This window comes from Streptomyces sp. 3211.6, from assembly GCF_003634815.1.
In the GTDB taxonomy this organism is placed as follows: Bacteria; Actinomycetota; Actinomycetes; order Streptomycetales; family Streptomycetaceae; genus Streptomyces; species Streptomyces katrae_A.
Window position 1 is genome coordinate 6,610,194 of record NZ_RBXC01000001.1, and the last position, 15,323, is coordinate 6,625,516.

Genomic DNA, 15,323 nt, shown 5'->3' on the forward strand with positions numbered 1-15,323 from the left:
GGCGGCCCCCGCCCGGCGTGCCTCCCGCCCGGCCGGGACCCCGCGCCCGGGAGGGCGGTAGACCTGGCTCCGCGGACGGACAGGGGCGCCGCGGGCAGGGCGGACGGACGGCGGGGAGACGCGATGGAGGGTACGGCGAAGGGCCCGGCGGCCGCGGGCGCGGCGGCGGAGCTGTTCGCGTGGTGGGCGGCCGGCCTCGTCCTCCAGGTGCTCTTCATCAGCACCCTGTCCTGGCCCGAACTGGCCGTCGCGGCAGCCGGCGCCGCCCTGGCGGCCGTGGCCGCGCGGGCGGTACGGCGCGCCGCGGGCGCCCGCACCGGAGGCCGCGCCCGGCTGCTGACCGCCCTGCTGCTGTTCCCCGGCGCCCTGCTCACCGACACCGGGCGGCTGACCGCCGCCACCGCCCGCGTCCTGCGCGGCCGGCGGGTCACCGGCCGGTTCCACACGGTACGGCTGCGCCCGGGCAGTGGCACGGCCTGGGTCTGCGGGCTGCTCTCGGCCACCCCGGGCCTGTACGTCGTCGAGATCGGGCCGCCCGGCGCCACCGCCCTCGCCCACACCCTGCCCGGCCGCCCCACCGCCCTCGAACGCGCCCTGACCAGCGGCGGCCGCGGATGAGCGGGAGCACGGGCGAGCAGTGGAACGTCTGGCTCGGCGCCGCCGCCGTCCTGCTGGTCCTCGGCCTGCCGCCCGGTCTGGCGGCCGGCTGCCGGGGCACCCCGCCGCAGCGGCTGGCCGGCCTCGCCCTGACCGGGACCACGGCCACCGTCGTACTGCTCCTGGCCGCACGCGGCTTCGGCCGCAGCGGCTACGAGGACCTCGGCCTGGTCCTGGCCGTACTGGGCCCGGTCGGCGTCCTGGTCTTCGCCCGCGTCCTGGGCCGCCCCCAGAGGTCCCCGGCGCGCCCCGGGAAGGAGGGTGACGGTGGATCCCCGTGAAGTCTGCGCCGTCGTCCTGCTCGCCGCCGGGACCGGGGTCCTGCTGCTGTCGGGAGCCGCGCTGCTGGCGCTGCCCCGGCCCTACGCACGGCTGCACGCCCTGTCGCCCGCCTCCTCCCTGGGCGCCCCGCTGTGCGCCCTCGCCCTGGCGGTGGCCGCCGGGCCCGGCCGGGAGGCGGGGAAACTGCTGGTCGTGGCCGCGCTCATGGTGCTGGGCGGAACCCTGACCACCCTCGCCGTGGGCCGCTCCACCGCCGTGGACGAGGGCCGCGTCCCCCGGGACTCCCCGCCGTGACCCCCGTCGGGCTCCTCGTCGACCTCACCGTGCTGCTGGTCGCGGCCGTCGCCACCGTCGCCGTCCGCACCCACGACCCGGTCCGCCAGGCCGTCGTGCTCAGCCAGCTCGGGCTCCTGCTCGCCCTGCTGTTCACCTTCCTCCAGGCCCCCGACGTGGCACTGTCCCAGCTGGCCGTGGGCACCGTCGTCACCCCGCTGCTGATCATGCTGACCGTCCGCAAGATCCGCCGGCAGACCGGATCGGCCACCGGCGGCGGGCGGCGCGGCCGGGGCGGGAACCGGTGAACCGCACCGCGCGCACCACGCTGTTCTGGTGCGCGGCCCTGGCCATCGCCCTCTGCTACGGGATCTCCTGCGGGCACCTCCCCGGCTTCGGCGGGTCCTTCCACCCCTACGCCGACCGGGCCGTCCCGGCCGCCCTGGCGCACCGCACCGCGAACGCCGTCGCCTCCGTCAACTTCGACCAGCGCGGATTCGACACCCTGGGCGAGGAGTTCATCCTCTTCACCGCGGTCCTCGGCGCCGCGATCGTCCTGCGCCGGGCCCGCGACGAGCACACCGTCAGCCCCCGCCCCGGCCGCGTCCTGCCCACCGTCCGCCTGGCCGGCACCGTGCTCCTGCCGGTCGCCCTCGTCACCGGCGTGTACGTCATCGCCCACGGGCAGCTCACCCCCGGCGGCGGGTTCCAGGGCGGCGTGGCCCTCGCCACCGGACTGCACGTCGCCTACCTGGCGGCCGACTACCGGGTGCTGCGCAACGTCCGCCCCCGGACCGTCCTCGACCTCGCCGACGCGATGGCGGCCGGCGCCTTCGCCGCCCTCGGGCTGGCCGGTCTGGCCTGGGGATCGGCCTACCTGGAGAACGTCCTGCCCTGGGGCGTGCAGGGCCAGATCGTCTCCGGCGGCACCGTGCCCCTGCTCAACGCCGCCGTGGGGGTGGAGGTCGGCTCCGCCCTCGTCGTACTGCTCGCCGCCTTCCTCGACCAGGCCCTGGAGATCGAGACCGGATGACGACCACCCTGCTGGCGGCCGCCCCGGCGACCGGCCCGGCCACCACCGACCCGCTGCCCTACCTCGCCGCCGGCTGGATCCTCCTCGCCGGCCTCCACGGCCTGGTCACCAGCCGCCACGCCGTGCACGCCATCGGCTGCCTCACCGTGGTCCAGTCCGGCACGTACGTCCTGCTGCTGGCCGTCGGCTACCGGTGGGGCGCAACCGCCCCCTACTTCACCGACATCCCGCCCACCACCCCGGTGGCCGACCCCGTGGCCCACGCCCTCACCCTCACCGACGTGGTCGTGGGGGCCGCCGTCAGCGCCCTGCTGCTCGCCCTCGTCCTGCAGACCGCCAAACGGCACGGCACCGCCGACCCCGACGCCCTGACCGGCCTCAAGGGCTGAGGCCCTGGTACCCACCGTGACGCACGCCGCCGCCCTGCTCCCGCTCACCGTCGCCTGGCCGCTGCTCGGAGCCGTCCTGCTGGCCGGTCCCGGCCGGTGGCTGCCCCGGCTCGGCGCCGACGCCCTCGCCAGCGCCTGGGCCACCGCCCAACTGGCCCTGCTCGCCTGGCTGTGGTCCGCCGCCGGGGACGGGCGGATCATCAGCTGGGTCGCCGCCTGGACCCCCGTCGACGGCCACAGCGTCGGCATCGTCCTCGCCGCCGACCGCATCGGCGGCGGGCTGGCGCTCCTCGCGGCCGCCCTCGTCCTGGCCGCCCTCGGCTACTCCTGGCACTACTTCGACGAACCGGAGAGCGAGCGCGGGCACGGCGGCGCGTTCCCGGCCCTGCTGCTCCTCTTCGAGGCCGGCATGTGCGGGTTCGCCCTCACCGGCGACCTGTTCGACGCCTTCGTCTTCTTCGAGCTGATGGGCGTCGCCGCGTACGCCCTCACCGCCTACCGCGTCGAGGAGCCCCGCCCCCTCCAGGGCGCCCTCGCCTTCGCGCTGACCGGCTCGGTCGCCGGGTACTGCGCCCTGCTCGGCATCGGTCTGCTCTACTCCCGCACCGGGGAACTGGCCTTCGCCCGGATCGGCGAGGTGCTCGACCGGGAGCCGGCGGGACCGGTCTCCGCCGCGGCCTTCGCACTGATCGCCACGGCCATGCTGGTCAAGGCGGCCGCCGTGCCCTTCCACTTCTGGCTGCCCGACGCCCACGCCGAAGCCCCCTCCCCGGTGTGCATGCTGCTGTCCGGGGTGATGGTCGAGCTCGGGCTCTACGGACTGCTGCGCGTCTACTGGACGGTCTTCTCCGGGCCCGGCGGCATCCCCGCGGAGGCCTTCCGCACCACCTTCCTGGTGGTCGGCGCGCTGACCGCGCTGACCGGAGGCGTGCTCTGCTGGCAGCAGCGCCACCTCAAACGGCTGCTCGCGCACTCCACCGTCGGCCACATGGGGCTGTTCCTGTGCGCGGCCGCCCTGCTCACCCCGGCGGGCACCGCCGGGGCCGCCCTGTACGCCCTCGGCCACGCCGGTGCCAAGGCCGCCCTCTTCGCCCTGGTCGGCGTGCTCCTCGACCGGTTCGGCTCGGTGGACGAACACGGGCTGTACGGGCGCGGCCGCGACCTCGTGGCGGCCGGGGCGCTGACCGTGACGGGCGCCCTGGCCCTGGCCGGCCTGCCGCCGTTCGGCACCGGCCTGGGCAAGTCGGTCGCCGAGCACGCCACGGTCCATGAGGCCCCCTGGCTGCTGCCGGTGTTCCTGCTGGTCCCCGCCGTCACCGCGGGCGCCGTCCTGCGGGCCGCCCTGCGGGTGTTCGCCGGCGCCGGGACGACGCCCCGGCAGCGGCACGCGGGCCCCGAGACCACGGGCAGCGGGGAGGAGCCGGAGGTCCGCGACCCCAGCCGCCGCGTCCCGCGCGTCATGCTCGTCGTCCCCGCCCTGCTCCTGGGCGCCTCGCTCGCGGTGGGCCTGCTGCCCGGCCTCGCCCACCGGATCGCGGAGGCCGCCGCCCGGTTCTGCGACCCGGCCGGCTACGCCGCCGCCGTGACGGGCCGGACGGTCCCGGCGGCCGGCCCGCGGGTGCCCGAGGCCGGCTGGACGGCCACGGGGGTACTCCTCGGCCTGGCCGGCACCCTGCTGGCGGTGGCGATGGCCGCCGCCGCGCTCTGGGGACCCGCGCTGAAGGGCCCGGCAGCCGTGGCCGCCCGGACCGCGGCCGACCGCCTCACCGTCCTCGCGGTCGTCCCGCTGCGCCGCCTGCACTCCGGGCACGTGGGGGACTACGTCGCCTGGCTCGCCGCCGGACTGGCCGCGCTGATGGTGGTGTTCGCCCTGTGCACCTGATCCCGAAGGCGCTCGTCAGACGGTGGCGGTGGCGGCGGCCAGCTCGTCGACGACCTCGCTGAGGCGGCCGTGCCGGTGCAGCGCCGCCCGCTGCCGGGCGGCCCCGCTGCCCTCGCGCCGCAGCCGGCGCAGCAGGTCCTCCACCAGGGCCAGGTCCCCGGCGGCCTCGAGCCCGGGCGCCGCCCGGGCCAGGAGGCGGTCCACCAGGGTGCCGGCGGGCAGCCGTTCACCGCTGACGGGGTCCAGCCCCCAGCCGTGCAGCCCTTCGGCCGCGGCGAGCTCGTGCGCGGCGCGCAGCCGCCGGTCGGAGACCTCCGGCGGCGGCTGGTGGCGCTCGGCCTCGGCGAGCAGGTCCTGGGCGAGCCCGCGGAGGAGGGCGGCCACCAGGACCACCGTCTCGATGTCGGCGTTGGAGTCGGCCACGCGGATTTCGAGGGTGGGGACGTGCTCGGAGGGGCGGGCGTACCAGTAGAGCATCCGCCGGTCCATCAGGATCCGGTGCTCGACCAGGGCGCCCACGTACGCCTCGTACTGGGCCTCGCACATCACCGGAGCCGGGCCGACGGTGGGCCAGCGGGAGAACTGCTTGTAGCGCCAGCTGTCGAAGCCGGTGTCACGGCCCAGGACGAAGGGGGAGTTGCCGGTGAGGGACTGCAGGACCGGCAGCCACGGCCGCAGGCGGTGGGACAGGTCCAGGGCGGTGGCCCGGTCCATGGTGCCCAGGTGGACGTGGCAGCCGCAGACCAGGCCGTCGTAGCGGCCGACGAGCGCGTCGAACGCCCGGGCCATGCGCCGGTAGCGGTCGGTGTCGGTCACGGTCAGCGGCCGGGCGGGCGGCATCGCGGGGGTCCCCGTCGCCAGCAGCCTGCACCCGAACTCCTCGGCGGCCGCCACGGCGGTGCGCCGCAGCCGCGCGAGCTCGGCCCGCAGGCCGGTGGTGTCGGCGACGGGCAGGGTGCACACCTCGACCTGTGCCGCGAAGAACTCCGTCTGCACCTGTTCACCGAGCTCGACGGCGGCAGCCGCGATCACGGCGGGAGCCCGGTCGGCCGGACGCCGGCTGGCCCGGTCGACCAGCAGGAACTCCTCCTCCACTCCCATCGTCAGCGCGTGCATCGGGGTCTCCTCGCTCGGGGCTCCGCGTATACCCCGCGCCGCACGGGCGCAGTCGCGTCCGCGGGTCAGCGGTCGTCGCGCATGTCGTCCAGATCCCCCTCCCGCAGGTCGTGCATCACGTCGCGCATCGTCGCGTCCTCGCGGCCCCGCTCGTGCGCGATCTCACCGGGGGTGCGCGGCCGTCCGCCGGTCCTCAGCTGCTCGGGACTCGGCGACCGGCCCCGGATCCGCCGCCCTTGGCCCTGCCCCCGGCCCTGTCCCTGATCCTGTACCTGTTTCTCGTCCTGTCGCCTGTCACCCATGACGCACACTCCTCACCCCCACGCCGCCCCCCTCTCCTCCATGTTCCTCCCCTTGTGCACCCATCTCCTGGTGCGCCTACCCCCTGCGTTTGCCCCTATGGCCCCCGGGCAGACTCCGACGTGCCGCCCCGTGGTCTCGAACGCGGGGCGGACCACGTGCCGCGTGCCGGGCCGGGAGGCGGCCGGATGGCGGGCGGCAGACGATGGAAGCGCGGGCCGCGGTTCCGGCGGGTCCGCCCGGGCCGCCGGGCGGAGCGCGGGACGGGCTCGGCGTGGGGTGCGTGCCGGATGAACGAGGACATCCAGGTCGACGACCTGATCGACAGCGCGGCGCAGGCCGCGGGCGGCTGGCTGGGTTCCCTGCCCGTCGCCCTCATGGCCACCAGCGCCAACGGCACCATCGTGCGCTGGAACCAGGTCGCGCAGGAACTCCTCGGCTACGCCCCGCCGCAGATGCTCGGCCACAACATCGCCGACCTCCTCCACCCCGGATCCGACCGCAGCCTGGGCCGCTCCCTGTGGGAGACGGTGGCCACCGGCCGCGGAGTGATGGGCACGGTCACCGCCTGGCACCGCGACGGCCACCCGATGGAGCTGGAGATCTGGGCCTCACCCGTGGCCGACCGGCAGGGCCACGGGACCGCCACCGTACTGGTCTTCGCCGCCGAGGCCCCCGCCGCCCGGCGCATCCGGGGCTCCTCCGCCGTGTGGGACGGCTTGTTCGCCCGCTCGCCCGTCGGCATCGCCATCCTCGACACCCAGCTGCGGTTCCTCCAGGTCAACGCCGCCCTGGAGGCGATGAACGGGCTGCCGGAGTCGGCGCACGTGGGACGCCGGCTCGCCGAGATCCTGCCCGCCGTGAACGCCCGCGAGATGGAGGAGGCGATGCTCCAGGTCCTGGAGACCGGGGAGCCGGTCCTCGACCGCCGCCGGGTCGGGCGGACCCCCGCCGAACCGGAGCACGACCGGGTGTGGTCCTGCTCCTACGTCCGGGTCGAGGACCCCGCGCACAAGCCCATCGGGGTCATCGCCTCCCTCGTGGACATCACCGAGCAGCGGCGCGACCACGTCGAGGCCGAGGCGGGCCGGCGCCGGCTCGCCCTGCTCAGCGAGGCCAGCATCCGGATGGGCTCCAGCCTCGACCTGGAGCGCACCGCGCAGGAACTCGCCGACCTCGCCGTGCCCCGCCTCGCCGACGCCGTCACCGTCGACGTGCTCGACGCCCTGGCCCACGGTGAGGAGCCCGGCATGGGCCTCACCGGCGGCGCGGCCCTGCGGCGGCTGGGCCGGGCCCCGCTCGGCGGCTCCCGGGTGACGGACATCCTCGCCCCGCTCGGCCGGACCCTCGTCTTCCCCGCGACCGCCCCGTACACCCAGGCCCTGGCCTCCCGGCAGCCCTTCCTGGTGGCCCGCCTGGACGCACAGGCCATCGCCCCGGCGGCCCGGCACACGGCCAGACCCGCCCAACTGGTCGAGGCGGGCGTCCACTCCCTCGTCATGGCCCCGCTGGTGGCCCGGGACCGGGTCCTCGGCGTCGCCGTCTTCTACCGCACCCGGCCGGGCGGCCCCTTCGGCGCCGAGGACGTCACCCTCGCCGCCGAACTCGCCGCCCGTGCCGCCCTCAGCATCGACAACGCCCGCCTCTACCACCGCGAGCACGAGACCGCCGTCATCCTCCAGCGCAGCATGCTGCCCCAGCACATCACCCCGCCCCGGGGCATCGAGGTGAGCCACCGCTACCTGCCCGCCAGCGACGTCAACGAGGTCGGCGGGGACTGGTACGACGTGCTGCCCCTGGCGGGAGGCAAGGCCGCGCTGCTGATCGGCGACGTCATGGGCCACGGCATCGCCGCCGCCGCCGTCATGGGCCGGCTCTCCGCCTCCGTACGCTCCCTCGCCCGCCTGGACCTGTCGCCCGTGCGGCTGCTGCACCAGCTGGAGGCCGCCCTCGACGACCTCGCCGAGCCGATGCTGGCCACCTTCCTCTACGTGGTCGTCGACCCCGCCGCCGGCCGCTGCACCGTCACCCGCGCCGGCCATCCGCCGCCCGTCCTCGCCCTCCCCGACGGGACCGTGCGCATCCTCGACACCCCGCCCGGGGTCCCCCTGGGGGTCGGCGGCATCGCCTTCACCCCGACCGAGGTCGAGGTGCCCCCGGGCAGCCTCCTCGTCCTCTACACCGACGGCCTGATCGAGGCCCGCGGCAGCGACCTCGACGAGCGCCTGGCCGAACTGGCCCAGCTCCTCGCGGACCCGCAGCGCAGCCTGGACCACGTCTGCGACTCCCTGATCACGCACCTGGTCCCGGCAGCCGCGGACGACGACATCGCCCTCCTGGTCGCACGGGTGGGCGGCTGACCCCCCGCGGCGAAGGCCCCCGCCCGTCCCCGTCGTGCCGGGCGGCGCGGGGGCCTTCGCCGGCCACCGGGTCAGTTCTTGCCGAGGAGGCCGTTCATCCGGGTGATCTCGGCGCTCTGGGAGGTGACGATCGCCGCCGCCATGTCCTTGGCGGGCTGGTAGCGACCGTCCGTCTGCTCGGTCTTCGCCATGGCGACGGCGCCCTCGTGGTGCTTGACCATCAGCTGGAGGAAGGCGGTGTCGAAGGCCTTGCCGGAGGCCTTCGTCAGCTGGTCCATCTCCTCGCCCGTCATCATCCCGGACATGGAGTGGCCCGTGTGCCCGCCGCCCTCCGCGGGAACCTGCTCGCCCCAGGAGGCCAGCCACCCGGAGAGGGTCTTGATCTCCGGGTCCTGGGCCTTCCTGATCTCGTCGGCGAGTGCCCTGACCTCGGCCGACTCGGCGCGGGTCGCGGCGAGGGAGGCCATCTCCAGGGCCTGGCGGTGGTGCGGGAGCATGCCCTGGGCGAAGGCGGTGTCGGCGGCGTTGTGCGCGGCCGTGCCCGAGGGGGCGGTGGAGGCGGGAGCGGTGGGGGTGTCGTGGCCGCCGCCGTGTCCGGAGGCGCCGTCGGACTTCCCGCCGCAGGCGGCGAGGACGAGGGCGGCGGTGACGGCCGCGGCCAGCGCGGTGGTGCGGCGGATCGGGGAACGCTTGGCGTGCATGGTGGTGCTTCTCCTGTGCTGAGGCGTGTCGGAACGTCGGAACGTCGGAACGGGCTCGGCCGGCGGGTGTGCCGGCGGGAGCCGCCTATATGCGCAGGAGCTGCAGTTCGCTGAGGGAAGGGGGCGCACGCCCGTGCGCCGTCGCCCCGGCCGGCGCCGCGTGCGCGGCCGCCGTGGCGGCGGGGACACCGCCGGGCGCGGGGGCGAGGGCGGGCAGGACCGGGGTGCCGCTGGTGCCGGGGGCCGCGCAGGCGGCGTCGGCATGCCGCGCGTGCCCGCCCCCGCACCCGTCGTGCGCGGCACCGCCCGCGTGGGTACGCCCGCAGGCGCCGGGCGCCGACGCGGCTGCCTCGGGGGCACCGGCCGTGGCGCCCGGGGCGTGCCGGGCAGGGGTCGCGGCCCCGGAGGCGGCGTACGGGTGGGGCATGGCGTCCGGGCCGGGATGCGGGAGGCCGCCCGGGCCCAGGCCGTGCATGGCGATCAGGCCCGTGAGGACCGCCAGGACGAGCACCAGGAAGCCGGCCGGGCCGACGGCCCACCCCGCTCGCTCCGCCCGCGTCGTCCTCATGCCGGGCATCGTATGCGAGGCGTCCCGATACTCCAAAGGGGTAGGGGGTATGGGCGCGGGCCCTCAGACCGGCCGGCCGCGGTGCAGCTCCAGTGGGCCGGTGCCCTCGGCGAGGGCCTTGAGGCAGGCCTTGATCTGGCGCCGCAGGTGCGGTCCGACCAGCCCGCGCAGCTCCCGGCGGGGGACGGTCCGCCACTCCAGCAGCTCGGCCGGCGCCAGCCGGATCCGGGCCAGCGCCGCAGCGTCGAGCACCCCGCCGTCGTAGAGGAACCGCACCCGCGCCGGGTAGCCCGGCCGGTGGGACCAGTTGACGGCCAGGAGCCGGCCGGGGGCGAGGTCCAGGCCGATCTCCTCGCGCACCTCCCGCGCGGCGGCGGCCCGGGGGGTCTCCCCGAGGTCGCTGTCGACCCCGCCGCCGGGCAGCAGCCAGCGGCCCGGCTCGCCGTAGCCGGGCCGGACCAGCAGCACCCCGCCGGCCCCGTCGGTGAACAGCACGTTCGCCGCCGTGAGGGCCTTCGGCCGGGCGGCCCGGTGGGCGGCGGCGTCGTAGCCGCCCGCATGCTCCCGGGCCGTGCGGTCCGCCGGGTCGTACCCGGCCGGGGAGCCGGGCTGGGCAACGCCGTCGACGAGGTGCGCGAGGGAACCCGAGTACAGCGCGGCCAGCGCCGCGCGCAGCCGGGGCGCCAGCCGGGCGGGCAGCTGCCGCACGGCGTCCTCGGGGGAGAGCCAGCGGGCCTCGGAGACCTCGCCGTCGGGGAAGGACAGCGCTGCGGCCCGTTCGTCGGAGAGCGGTCCCACGAGGTACACGTGCACCACGAGCGAGCGCCCGAGCGCCCCGGGCGGGCAGGAGTCCACGGCCAGCAGCCGGCCGACCGGCACGGCCAGGTCCAGCTCCTCCTTCAGCTCCCGGGAAAGCCCCTCCTCCGGGGTCTCGGTGTCCTCCACCGTCCCGCCCGGCAGTTCGAGGCCCTCCTTGTAGGAAGGGGTCAGCACGAGGACCCGCCCGCCGGCGTCGAGGACGATCCCGGTGGCGGCGACCAGCGGGGACGGCTGGGCGGCGTAATAGGCGCGCACGGCCTCGGGTGAGGGTCGGTCGGGCACGGTGACGGCTCCTGGGATAGGGCGGGCCGGCTGGCCCGGAGGGCGGGACGCGCCCCTGGGGACGGTTCCCGCGCATCACTACCACGCCCGCGGTGCGAGCAGGCCGGACACCACGGATCGGCCCTCCGGGCGGGTCGCCGTGGCCGAAGACCGGGGCCTTCGCAGGGGCCGCGACCGGGCGGCTTCAGGCGCGGGCGAGGAGCATGCCGCCCATCGTGACCATGGTCGCGGCCACCAGCCCGTCCAGCACCCGCCAGGCCCCCGGCTTCGCGAGCACGCCGCTCAGCAGCCGCGCCCCGTAGCCCAGGGTGGAGAACCAGGTCAGGCTGGCCAGGCCGGCCCCGATGCCGAAGGCCCAGCGCAGGTCCCCCCGGTCGGCGGCGAGCGAGCCGAGCAGCAGGACGGTGTCCAGGTAGACGTGCGGGTTGAGCCAGGTCATCGCCAGGCAGGTCAGCACGGCCGCGCGGGCCGACCCGGAGCCGGCCCCGTCGGCGGTCAGGGCCGCACCCGGGGTCGGGCGCAGCACCCGGCGCGCCGCCAGGACCCCGTAGCAGATGAGGAACCCGCCGCCGGCGATGCCCACGGCCGTCAGGGCGGCCGGCCAGGCCGTGACGAAGGCGCCGACGCCGGCCACGCCGAGGGCGATGAGGGCCGCGTCGGACACGGCGCAGATGGCGACCACCCACAGGACGGCGTGCCGGCGCGCGCCCTGCCGGAGCACGAAGGCGTTCTGCGCGCCGATGGCGACGATGAGGGAGAGGCCGGTGCCGAAGCCGGCCAGGAGCGCTGCGGTGATGCCGTTGTTCATGCCTCCGACCGTAGGCAGCGCGCCGCGCTCAGTACAGCTAAAGATTTTTACGTACCCTTAGCGTTCATGATGGACGAGCTTCCCCTGGACCAGGTGCGGACCCTCCTCGCGGTCGTCGACGAGGGCACCTTCGACGCGGCCGCGGCCGCCCTGCACGTGACGCCCTCTGCCGTCAGCCAGCGGGTGAAGGCCCTCGAACAGCGCACCGGCCGGGTCCTGCTGATGCGCACCAAACCGGTACGCGCCACCGAGTCCGGCGAGGTGGTGGTCCGCTTCGCCCGCCAGCTCGCCCGGCTGGAGCGCGACGCCCGGGCCGAGCTGGGCATGGGCACGGCCGACGGGCTGGGGCCGGTCCGGCTGCCGATCGCCGTGAACGCGGACTCGCTGGCCACCTGGTTCCTGCCGGTGCTGAGCCGGGTCCCGCAGGACCCGCCCGTCTGCTTCGAGCTGTACCGCGAGGACGAGTCCCACACCACGGCCCTGCTGCGCGAGGGCCAGGTGATGGCGGCCGTCACCTCCTCGCCGGACCCGGTGGCGGGGTGCACCGCGGGCGCGCTCGGGCTGGCCCGTTACCTGCCGGTGGCCGCCCCCGGCTTCGCGGCCCGCCACCTCGCCGGGGAGCCGGCGGTGGACCTGCGCACGGCGCCGACCATCGTCTTCGACCGCCGCGACGACCTCCAGGACTCCTTCGTCCGCTCCCTCACCGGCGACGGGACCGGCGCCTCGCCCGTCCGCCACCGGGTGCCGACCTCGGAGGGCTTCCGCGACGCGGTGGCCGCCGGGCTGGGCTGGGGCCTGGTGCCCGAACCGCAGGCCGAGCCGCTGCTGCGCGCGGGGGCGCTCGTACGGCTGACCCCGGGGCGGACCCTGGACGTACCGCTGTACTGGCAGCAGTGGAAGCTGGACTCGCCCGCCCTGGCGGCGGTGGCCCGGCTGGTCGCCGAGACCGCCCGCGCGGCCCTCCTGCCCCCGGGCCGGCCCGGCTCCCGGGGGCCCGCCGCCGGGGACCGCCCGCGCTGACCGCCCCGGAACCGGAGGCGGCCGGGATGAGGGCCGGCGGCGGGCGTCGTCTACTGGGAGGGACGTGCGTACACCGACCGACCGCAGGGGAGCACCGGGATGAGGAAGATCACCGCAGAGCTGTTCGTATCCCTCGACGGCGTCGTGGAGGCCCCCCACGAGTGGCACTTCCCGTACTTCAACGACGAGATGGGCGCCGCCGTCGAGGCGGTCGTCGGCACGGCCGACACCCTGCTGCTCGGCCGGCGGACCTACGACGGTTTCGCCGGGGCCTGGCCGGAGCGCGAGGCCGCGGGCGGCGAGGACGCGGCCTTCGCCAAGCGGCTCGGCGACACGCGCAAGGTCGTGGTCTCGCGCGGCACCCCGGATCTCGGCTGGCGCAACGCCGAGCTGCTCCGCGGCGGCCTCGTCGAGGGGGTCAGGGCCCTGAAGAACGAGCCGGGCGACGGCCGCGTCGCGATCAGCGGCTCGGTGTCGGTGGTCCGCCAGCTGCTGGCCGCGGGCGAACTCGACCGGCTGCACCTGCTGGTGCACCCCCTCGCAGTCGGCCGGGGCATGCGGCTGTTCGCCGAGGACGGGCCCCCGCTCCCCCTGAGGCTGGTTTCCTGCGAGACCTTCGAGACCGGCGTCCTGAACCTCTTCTACGCCCCCGCCACGGCCCCCGGCAGCGCCACGTACGAGGACGCCAAAGCCCACCTGCCGCGGGAGGACGCCGGGTGAGCCGGCTCCGCCGACCCGGTGAACCATGACGCGATCATGCCTCTACGCTTGGCCCCGGCAGGCCGTCGACGGACGGCCGGTGAGGGAACGGAGCGGGCGGTGCCGGTGCCATCGGAGCAGGCGAACGACGGAGAGCTCGTCGGCAGGGCGCTCGGGGGGCGCTACCGGGTCACCTCGGTGGTCGGCCGTGGGGGCATGGGCGTGGTCGCGAAGGCCGTCGACGAGGTCCTCGGCCGGGAGGTCGCCGTCAAGCTGCTGCGGGCCTACACCGACGCCGGCCCCGCCGAACTGGCCGACCTGCGGACCCGGATGCAGCGCGAGGCGCAGGCCGCCGCACGGATCCGGCACACCGGTGTGGTCACCGTGCACGACGTGACCGAGGACCAGGGGCTCCCGGTCATCGTGATGGAACTCGTCGACGGCCCCTCGCTCGACGCGGTCGTCGCACAGCGCGGCGCGCTCGACCCCTACGAGGCCGCCGCGATCGGCGCGAAGCTGATGGACGCCCTCGACGCGGCCCACCGGGCCGGCGTCCTGCACCGGGACGTCAAGCCGGGCAACGTGCTGCTGGAGCGGGGCGGCCGGGTCGTCCTCACCGACTTCGGCATCGCCAGCATGCAGAGCCCCGACGACGAGGAGCTCGCGAAGCTGACCCGCAGCGGCGAGATCGTCGGCTCGCTGGACTACCTGCCGCCGGAGCGCGCCCAGGGCCGGGAACCCGGACCCGCCTCGGACATCTGGTCGCTGGGGATGACCCTGTACGCGGCGGTGGAGGGCGTCTCGCCGTTCCGCCGGACCTCGGTGTGGTCGACGCTGTCCGCGATCGTGGCCGAACCCCTGCCCGAGGCCCGGCGGGCGGGCCCGCTCGGCCCGGTGCTGCAGGCGCTGATGGCGAAGGAACCGGAATCCCGCCCCACCGCCGACCAGGCGCGCGCCCTGCTGGAGGCGGTGGCGGCCGGGGGCGCCGGGACCGCCGCGGGACAGGCCGGGACCGCCACGGGTACGGGCCCCGCGACGGCCGCCGGGCCGGCCGGCCTGCCCGGGCAGCCGGCCGGGGCCGTGCCGCCGGACCGGGCCGGCGCGGCCGGTGCCCCGGGCCCGGGCACCGCCCTGGCGCAGCCCGCGGCCGCCGGCTTCGGGCCGCCGCCCACGGCCCCGTCGCCCGTCGCCCCGCTGCCGTCCGGCACCGGACCGGCCGCCGCGCCGGGTGCCGGCTCCTTCACCGAGCCCGGTGGCGCGCCCTTCGCGTCATCCGGCGCCGGCTCCGTCACCGGGCCCGGCGGTGTGTCCTTCACCACGCCCGGCGCCGGGGCGCCGGCCGGGTTCGGGCCGCCTCCGGCTGCCGCCGGGGCCGGCGTACCGTTTCCGCAGCAGCGCTCCCAAGGCCCGTCGCCCTACGACCCGTTCCCCCCGCACGGCACCCCGCAGGGCGCCCCGCACGGCACCCCTCAGGGCGGCCCGCACGGGACCCCGCAGGGCAACCCGCACGGCACCCCGTCGGGGCGGCCGCCCGCGGGCGCCGGCGGGGCCGGGGGCCGGGGGCGCGGGCGTGGCCGGATCGCGGTCGCCGTCGCCGTGGTCGCCGTACTCGCGGCCGGAGGCGCCACGTACGCCCTGACCTCCTCGGGCGGCGGCAAGAAGGCGCGCACCACCGCCGGACCGCCGGCCTCCGCCACCGCCTCCCCGGCCCCGGGCGACCTGCACGGCGCGGCGAGCCCGGCCCCGTCCCCCTCCCCGTCCAGGTCCGGCCCCTCCGCCACCCCCTCGAAGACGCCCGGCACGGCGTCCCCCTCCGCGTCGGCACCCTCGCCCGCCGCCGCCAAGCCGAGCCCCACCCCGACGGGCTGCGCCGGCTGGACCCACAAGGACCCCAAGCCCGGCACCTACGGCTACATATCCGGCGACCACCACCTGCTGGCCGCGCCCTACCAGCAGTGCGCCCAGGGCAGCCTGGTCAAGAGCGGGACGAAGCTCTGGTACCACTGCTACATCATCAACTCGTACGGCAACCAGTGGACGTTCGTCCGCGTGGACGGCACCAACCAGACCGGCTGGCTCTACAACCGCGACCTCACCGGGCAGAAGGGATCGTCCCCCGCGTGTTAGCCCGCCC

17 protein-coding genes are annotated in these 15,323 nt (G+C 76.6%); 11 read left to right on the forward strand and 6 right to left on the reverse strand.

Features of this window, described 5'->3' with window-relative positions:
- The first annotated feature begins 123 nt into the window (after positions 1-123).
- The 7 genes from BX286_RS36785 to BX286_RS30380 are packed head-to-tail and all read left to right on the forward strand — an operon-like array spanning position 124 to position 4,516.
- Positions 124-618, forward strand: coding sequence for a hypothetical protein (locus tag BX286_RS36785; RefSeq protein ID WP_185117148.1), 495 nt, complete (start codon positions 124-126; stop codon positions 616-618).
- A complete protein-coding gene (locus BX286_RS30355; protein WP_121016906.1) occupies positions 615-938 on the forward strand; it encodes an MrpF/PhaF family protein in 324 nt (107 codons plus the stop codon). Before BX286_RS36785 ends, BX286_RS30355 begins: the two co-directional genes overlap by 4 nt.
- Positions 925-1,233, forward strand: a complete 309-nt coding sequence (locus tag BX286_RS37600) for a monovalent cation/H(+) antiporter subunit G (protein WP_261993550.1) — start codon at positions 925-927, stop codon at positions 1,231-1,233. Before BX286_RS30355 ends, BX286_RS37600 begins: the two co-directional genes overlap by 14 nt.
- Entirely contained in the window at positions 1,230-1,520 is a 291-nt protein-coding gene (locus BX286_RS37605; RefSeq protein WP_237293162.1) for a DUF4040 domain-containing protein, read from the forward strand. The genes BX286_RS37600 and BX286_RS37605 overlap by 4 nt, the downstream gene beginning before the upstream one ends.
- Complete coding sequence (locus BX286_RS30370) at positions 1,517-2,245, forward strand: MnhB domain-containing protein (protein WP_121016909.1); 729 nt, start codon at positions 1,517-1,519, stop codon at positions 2,243-2,245. Before BX286_RS37605 ends, BX286_RS30370 begins: the two co-directional genes overlap by 4 nt.
- Positions 2,242-2,634, forward strand: a complete 393-nt coding sequence (locus tag BX286_RS30375; RefSeq protein ID WP_121016910.1) for an NADH-quinone oxidoreductase subunit K — start codon at positions 2,242-2,244, stop codon at positions 2,632-2,634. Before BX286_RS30370 ends, BX286_RS30375 begins: the two co-directional genes overlap by 4 nt.
- Before the next feature lie 16 nt (positions 2,635-2,650).
- Positions 2,651-4,516: a complex I subunit 5 family protein gene (locus tag BX286_RS30380; RefSeq protein WP_237293163.1), complete on the forward strand. Its 1,866-nt coding sequence runs from the start codon at positions 2,651-2,653 to the stop codon at positions 4,514-4,516.
- 15 nt (positions 4,517-4,531) lie between these two features.
- Here BX286_RS30380 and BX286_RS30385 read toward each other — a convergent pair whose 3' ends face one another.
- On the reverse strand, positions 4,532-5,632 hold the full coding sequence (locus BX286_RS30385) for a glutamate--cysteine ligase (protein ID WP_121016912.1): 1,101 nt from the start codon (positions 5,630-5,632) through the stop codon (positions 4,532-4,534).
- Between the two features lie 65 nt (positions 5,633-5,697).
- On the reverse strand, positions 5,698-5,934 hold the full coding sequence (locus BX286_RS30390; protein WP_079430689.1) for a hypothetical protein: 237 nt from the start codon (positions 5,932-5,934) through the stop codon (positions 5,698-5,700).
- 288 nt (positions 5,935-6,222) lie between these two features.
- On the opposite strand from BX286_RS30390, the gene BX286_RS30395 reads away from it, so the two are divergent.
- A complete protein-coding gene (locus BX286_RS30395; RefSeq protein WP_079430690.1) occupies positions 6,223-8,292 on the forward strand; it encodes a SpoIIE family protein phosphatase in 2,070 nt (689 codons plus the stop codon).
- A 71-nt stretch (positions 8,293-8,363) separates the two neighbouring features.
- Here the strand turns inward: BX286_RS30395 and BX286_RS30400 are convergent, their stop codons facing one another.
- From BX286_RS30400 to BX286_RS30415, 4 genes are all read right to left on the reverse strand, one after another.
- Positions 8,364-8,993: a DUF305 domain-containing protein gene (locus tag BX286_RS30400; RefSeq protein ID WP_079430691.1), complete on the reverse strand. Its 630-nt coding sequence runs from the start codon at positions 8,991-8,993 to the stop codon at positions 8,364-8,366.
- Between the two features lie 85 nt (positions 8,994-9,078).
- Complete coding sequence (locus tag BX286_RS30405) at positions 9,079-9,561, reverse strand: DUF6153 family protein (RefSeq protein ID WP_121017772.1); 483 nt, start codon at positions 9,559-9,561, stop codon at positions 9,079-9,081.
- Positions 9,562-9,624: 63 nt separating this feature from the next.
- Positions 9,625-10,662, reverse strand: coding sequence for an NUDIX hydrolase (locus BX286_RS37935; RefSeq protein WP_100862422.1), 1,038 nt, complete (start codon positions 10,660-10,662; stop codon positions 9,625-9,627).
- A 184-nt stretch (positions 10,663-10,846) separates the two neighbouring features.
- Positions 10,847-11,470, reverse strand: coding sequence for a LysE/ArgO family amino acid transporter (locus BX286_RS30415; RefSeq protein ID WP_079430692.1), 624 nt, complete (start codon positions 11,468-11,470; stop codon positions 10,847-10,849).
- A 69-nt stretch (positions 11,471-11,539) separates the two neighbouring features.
- On the opposite strand from BX286_RS30415, the gene BX286_RS30420 reads away from it, so the two are divergent.
- The 3 genes from BX286_RS30420 (at position 11,540) to BX286_RS37620 (ending at position 15,316) form a co-directional block, all read left to right on the forward strand.
- Positions 11,540-12,490: a LysR family transcriptional regulator ArgP gene (locus BX286_RS30420; protein WP_079432072.1), complete on the forward strand. Its 951-nt coding sequence runs from the start codon at positions 11,540-11,542 to the stop codon at positions 12,488-12,490.
- 99 nt (positions 12,491-12,589) lie between these two features.
- A complete protein-coding gene (locus BX286_RS30425; protein WP_079430693.1) occupies positions 12,590-13,210 on the forward strand; it encodes a dihydrofolate reductase family protein in 621 nt (206 codons plus the stop codon).
- A gap of 195 nt (positions 13,211-13,405) precedes the next feature.
- Positions 13,406-15,316 carry a protein kinase domain-containing protein gene (locus BX286_RS37620; RefSeq protein WP_398898906.1) on the forward strand — a complete coding sequence of 637 codons (1,911 nt, stop codon included), beginning with the start codon at positions 13,406-13,408 and terminating at the stop codon, positions 15,314-15,316.
- Positions 15,317-15,323: the final 7 nt, after the last annotated feature.

Coding starts and splice junctions, on each gene's coding strand:
- BX286_RS30385 (WP_121016912.1), bottom strand. CDS start 5,632: ATGCACGCGCTGACGATGGGAGTGGAGGAGGAGTTCCTGCTGGTCGAC.
- BX286_RS37620 (WP_398898906.1), top strand. CDS start 13,406: ATGGGCGTGGTCGCGAAGGCCGTCGACGAGGTCCTCGGCCGGGAGGTC.
- BX286_RS30375 (WP_121016910.1), top strand. CDS start 2,242: ATGACGACCACCCTGCTGGCGGCCGCCCCGGCGACCGGCCCGGCCACC.
- BX286_RS30425 (WP_079430693.1), top strand. CDS start 12,590: ATGAGGAAGATCACCGCAGAGCTGTTCGTATCCCTCGACGGCGTCGTG.
- BX286_RS30405 (WP_121017772.1), bottom strand. CDS start 9,561: ATGAGGACGACGCGGGCGGAGCGAGCGGGGTGGGCCGTCGGCCCGGCC.
- BX286_RS30395 (WP_079430690.1), top strand. CDS start 6,223: ATGAACGAGGACATCCAGGTCGACGACCTGATCGACAGCGCGGCGCAG.
- BX286_RS30415 (WP_079430692.1), bottom strand. CDS start 11,470: ATGAACAACGGCATCACCGCAGCGCTCCTGGCCGGCTTCGGCACCGGC.
- BX286_RS30390 (WP_079430689.1), bottom strand. CDS start 5,934: ATGGGTGACAGGCGACAGGACGAGAAACAGGTACAGGATCAGGGACAG.
- BX286_RS36785 (WP_185117148.1), top strand. CDS start 124: ATGGAGGGTACGGCGAAGGGCCCGGCGGCCGCGGGCGCGGCGGCGGAG.
- BX286_RS30400 (WP_079430691.1), bottom strand. CDS start 8,993: ATGCACGCCAAGCGTTCCCCGATCCGCCGCACCACCGCGCTGGCCGCG.
- BX286_RS30420 (WP_079432072.1), top strand. CDS start 11,540: ATGGACGAGCTTCCCCTGGACCAGGTGCGGACCCTCCTCGCGGTCGTC.
- BX286_RS30355 (WP_121016906.1), top strand. CDS start 615: ATGAGCGGGAGCACGGGCGAGCAGTGGAACGTCTGGCTCGGCGCCGCC.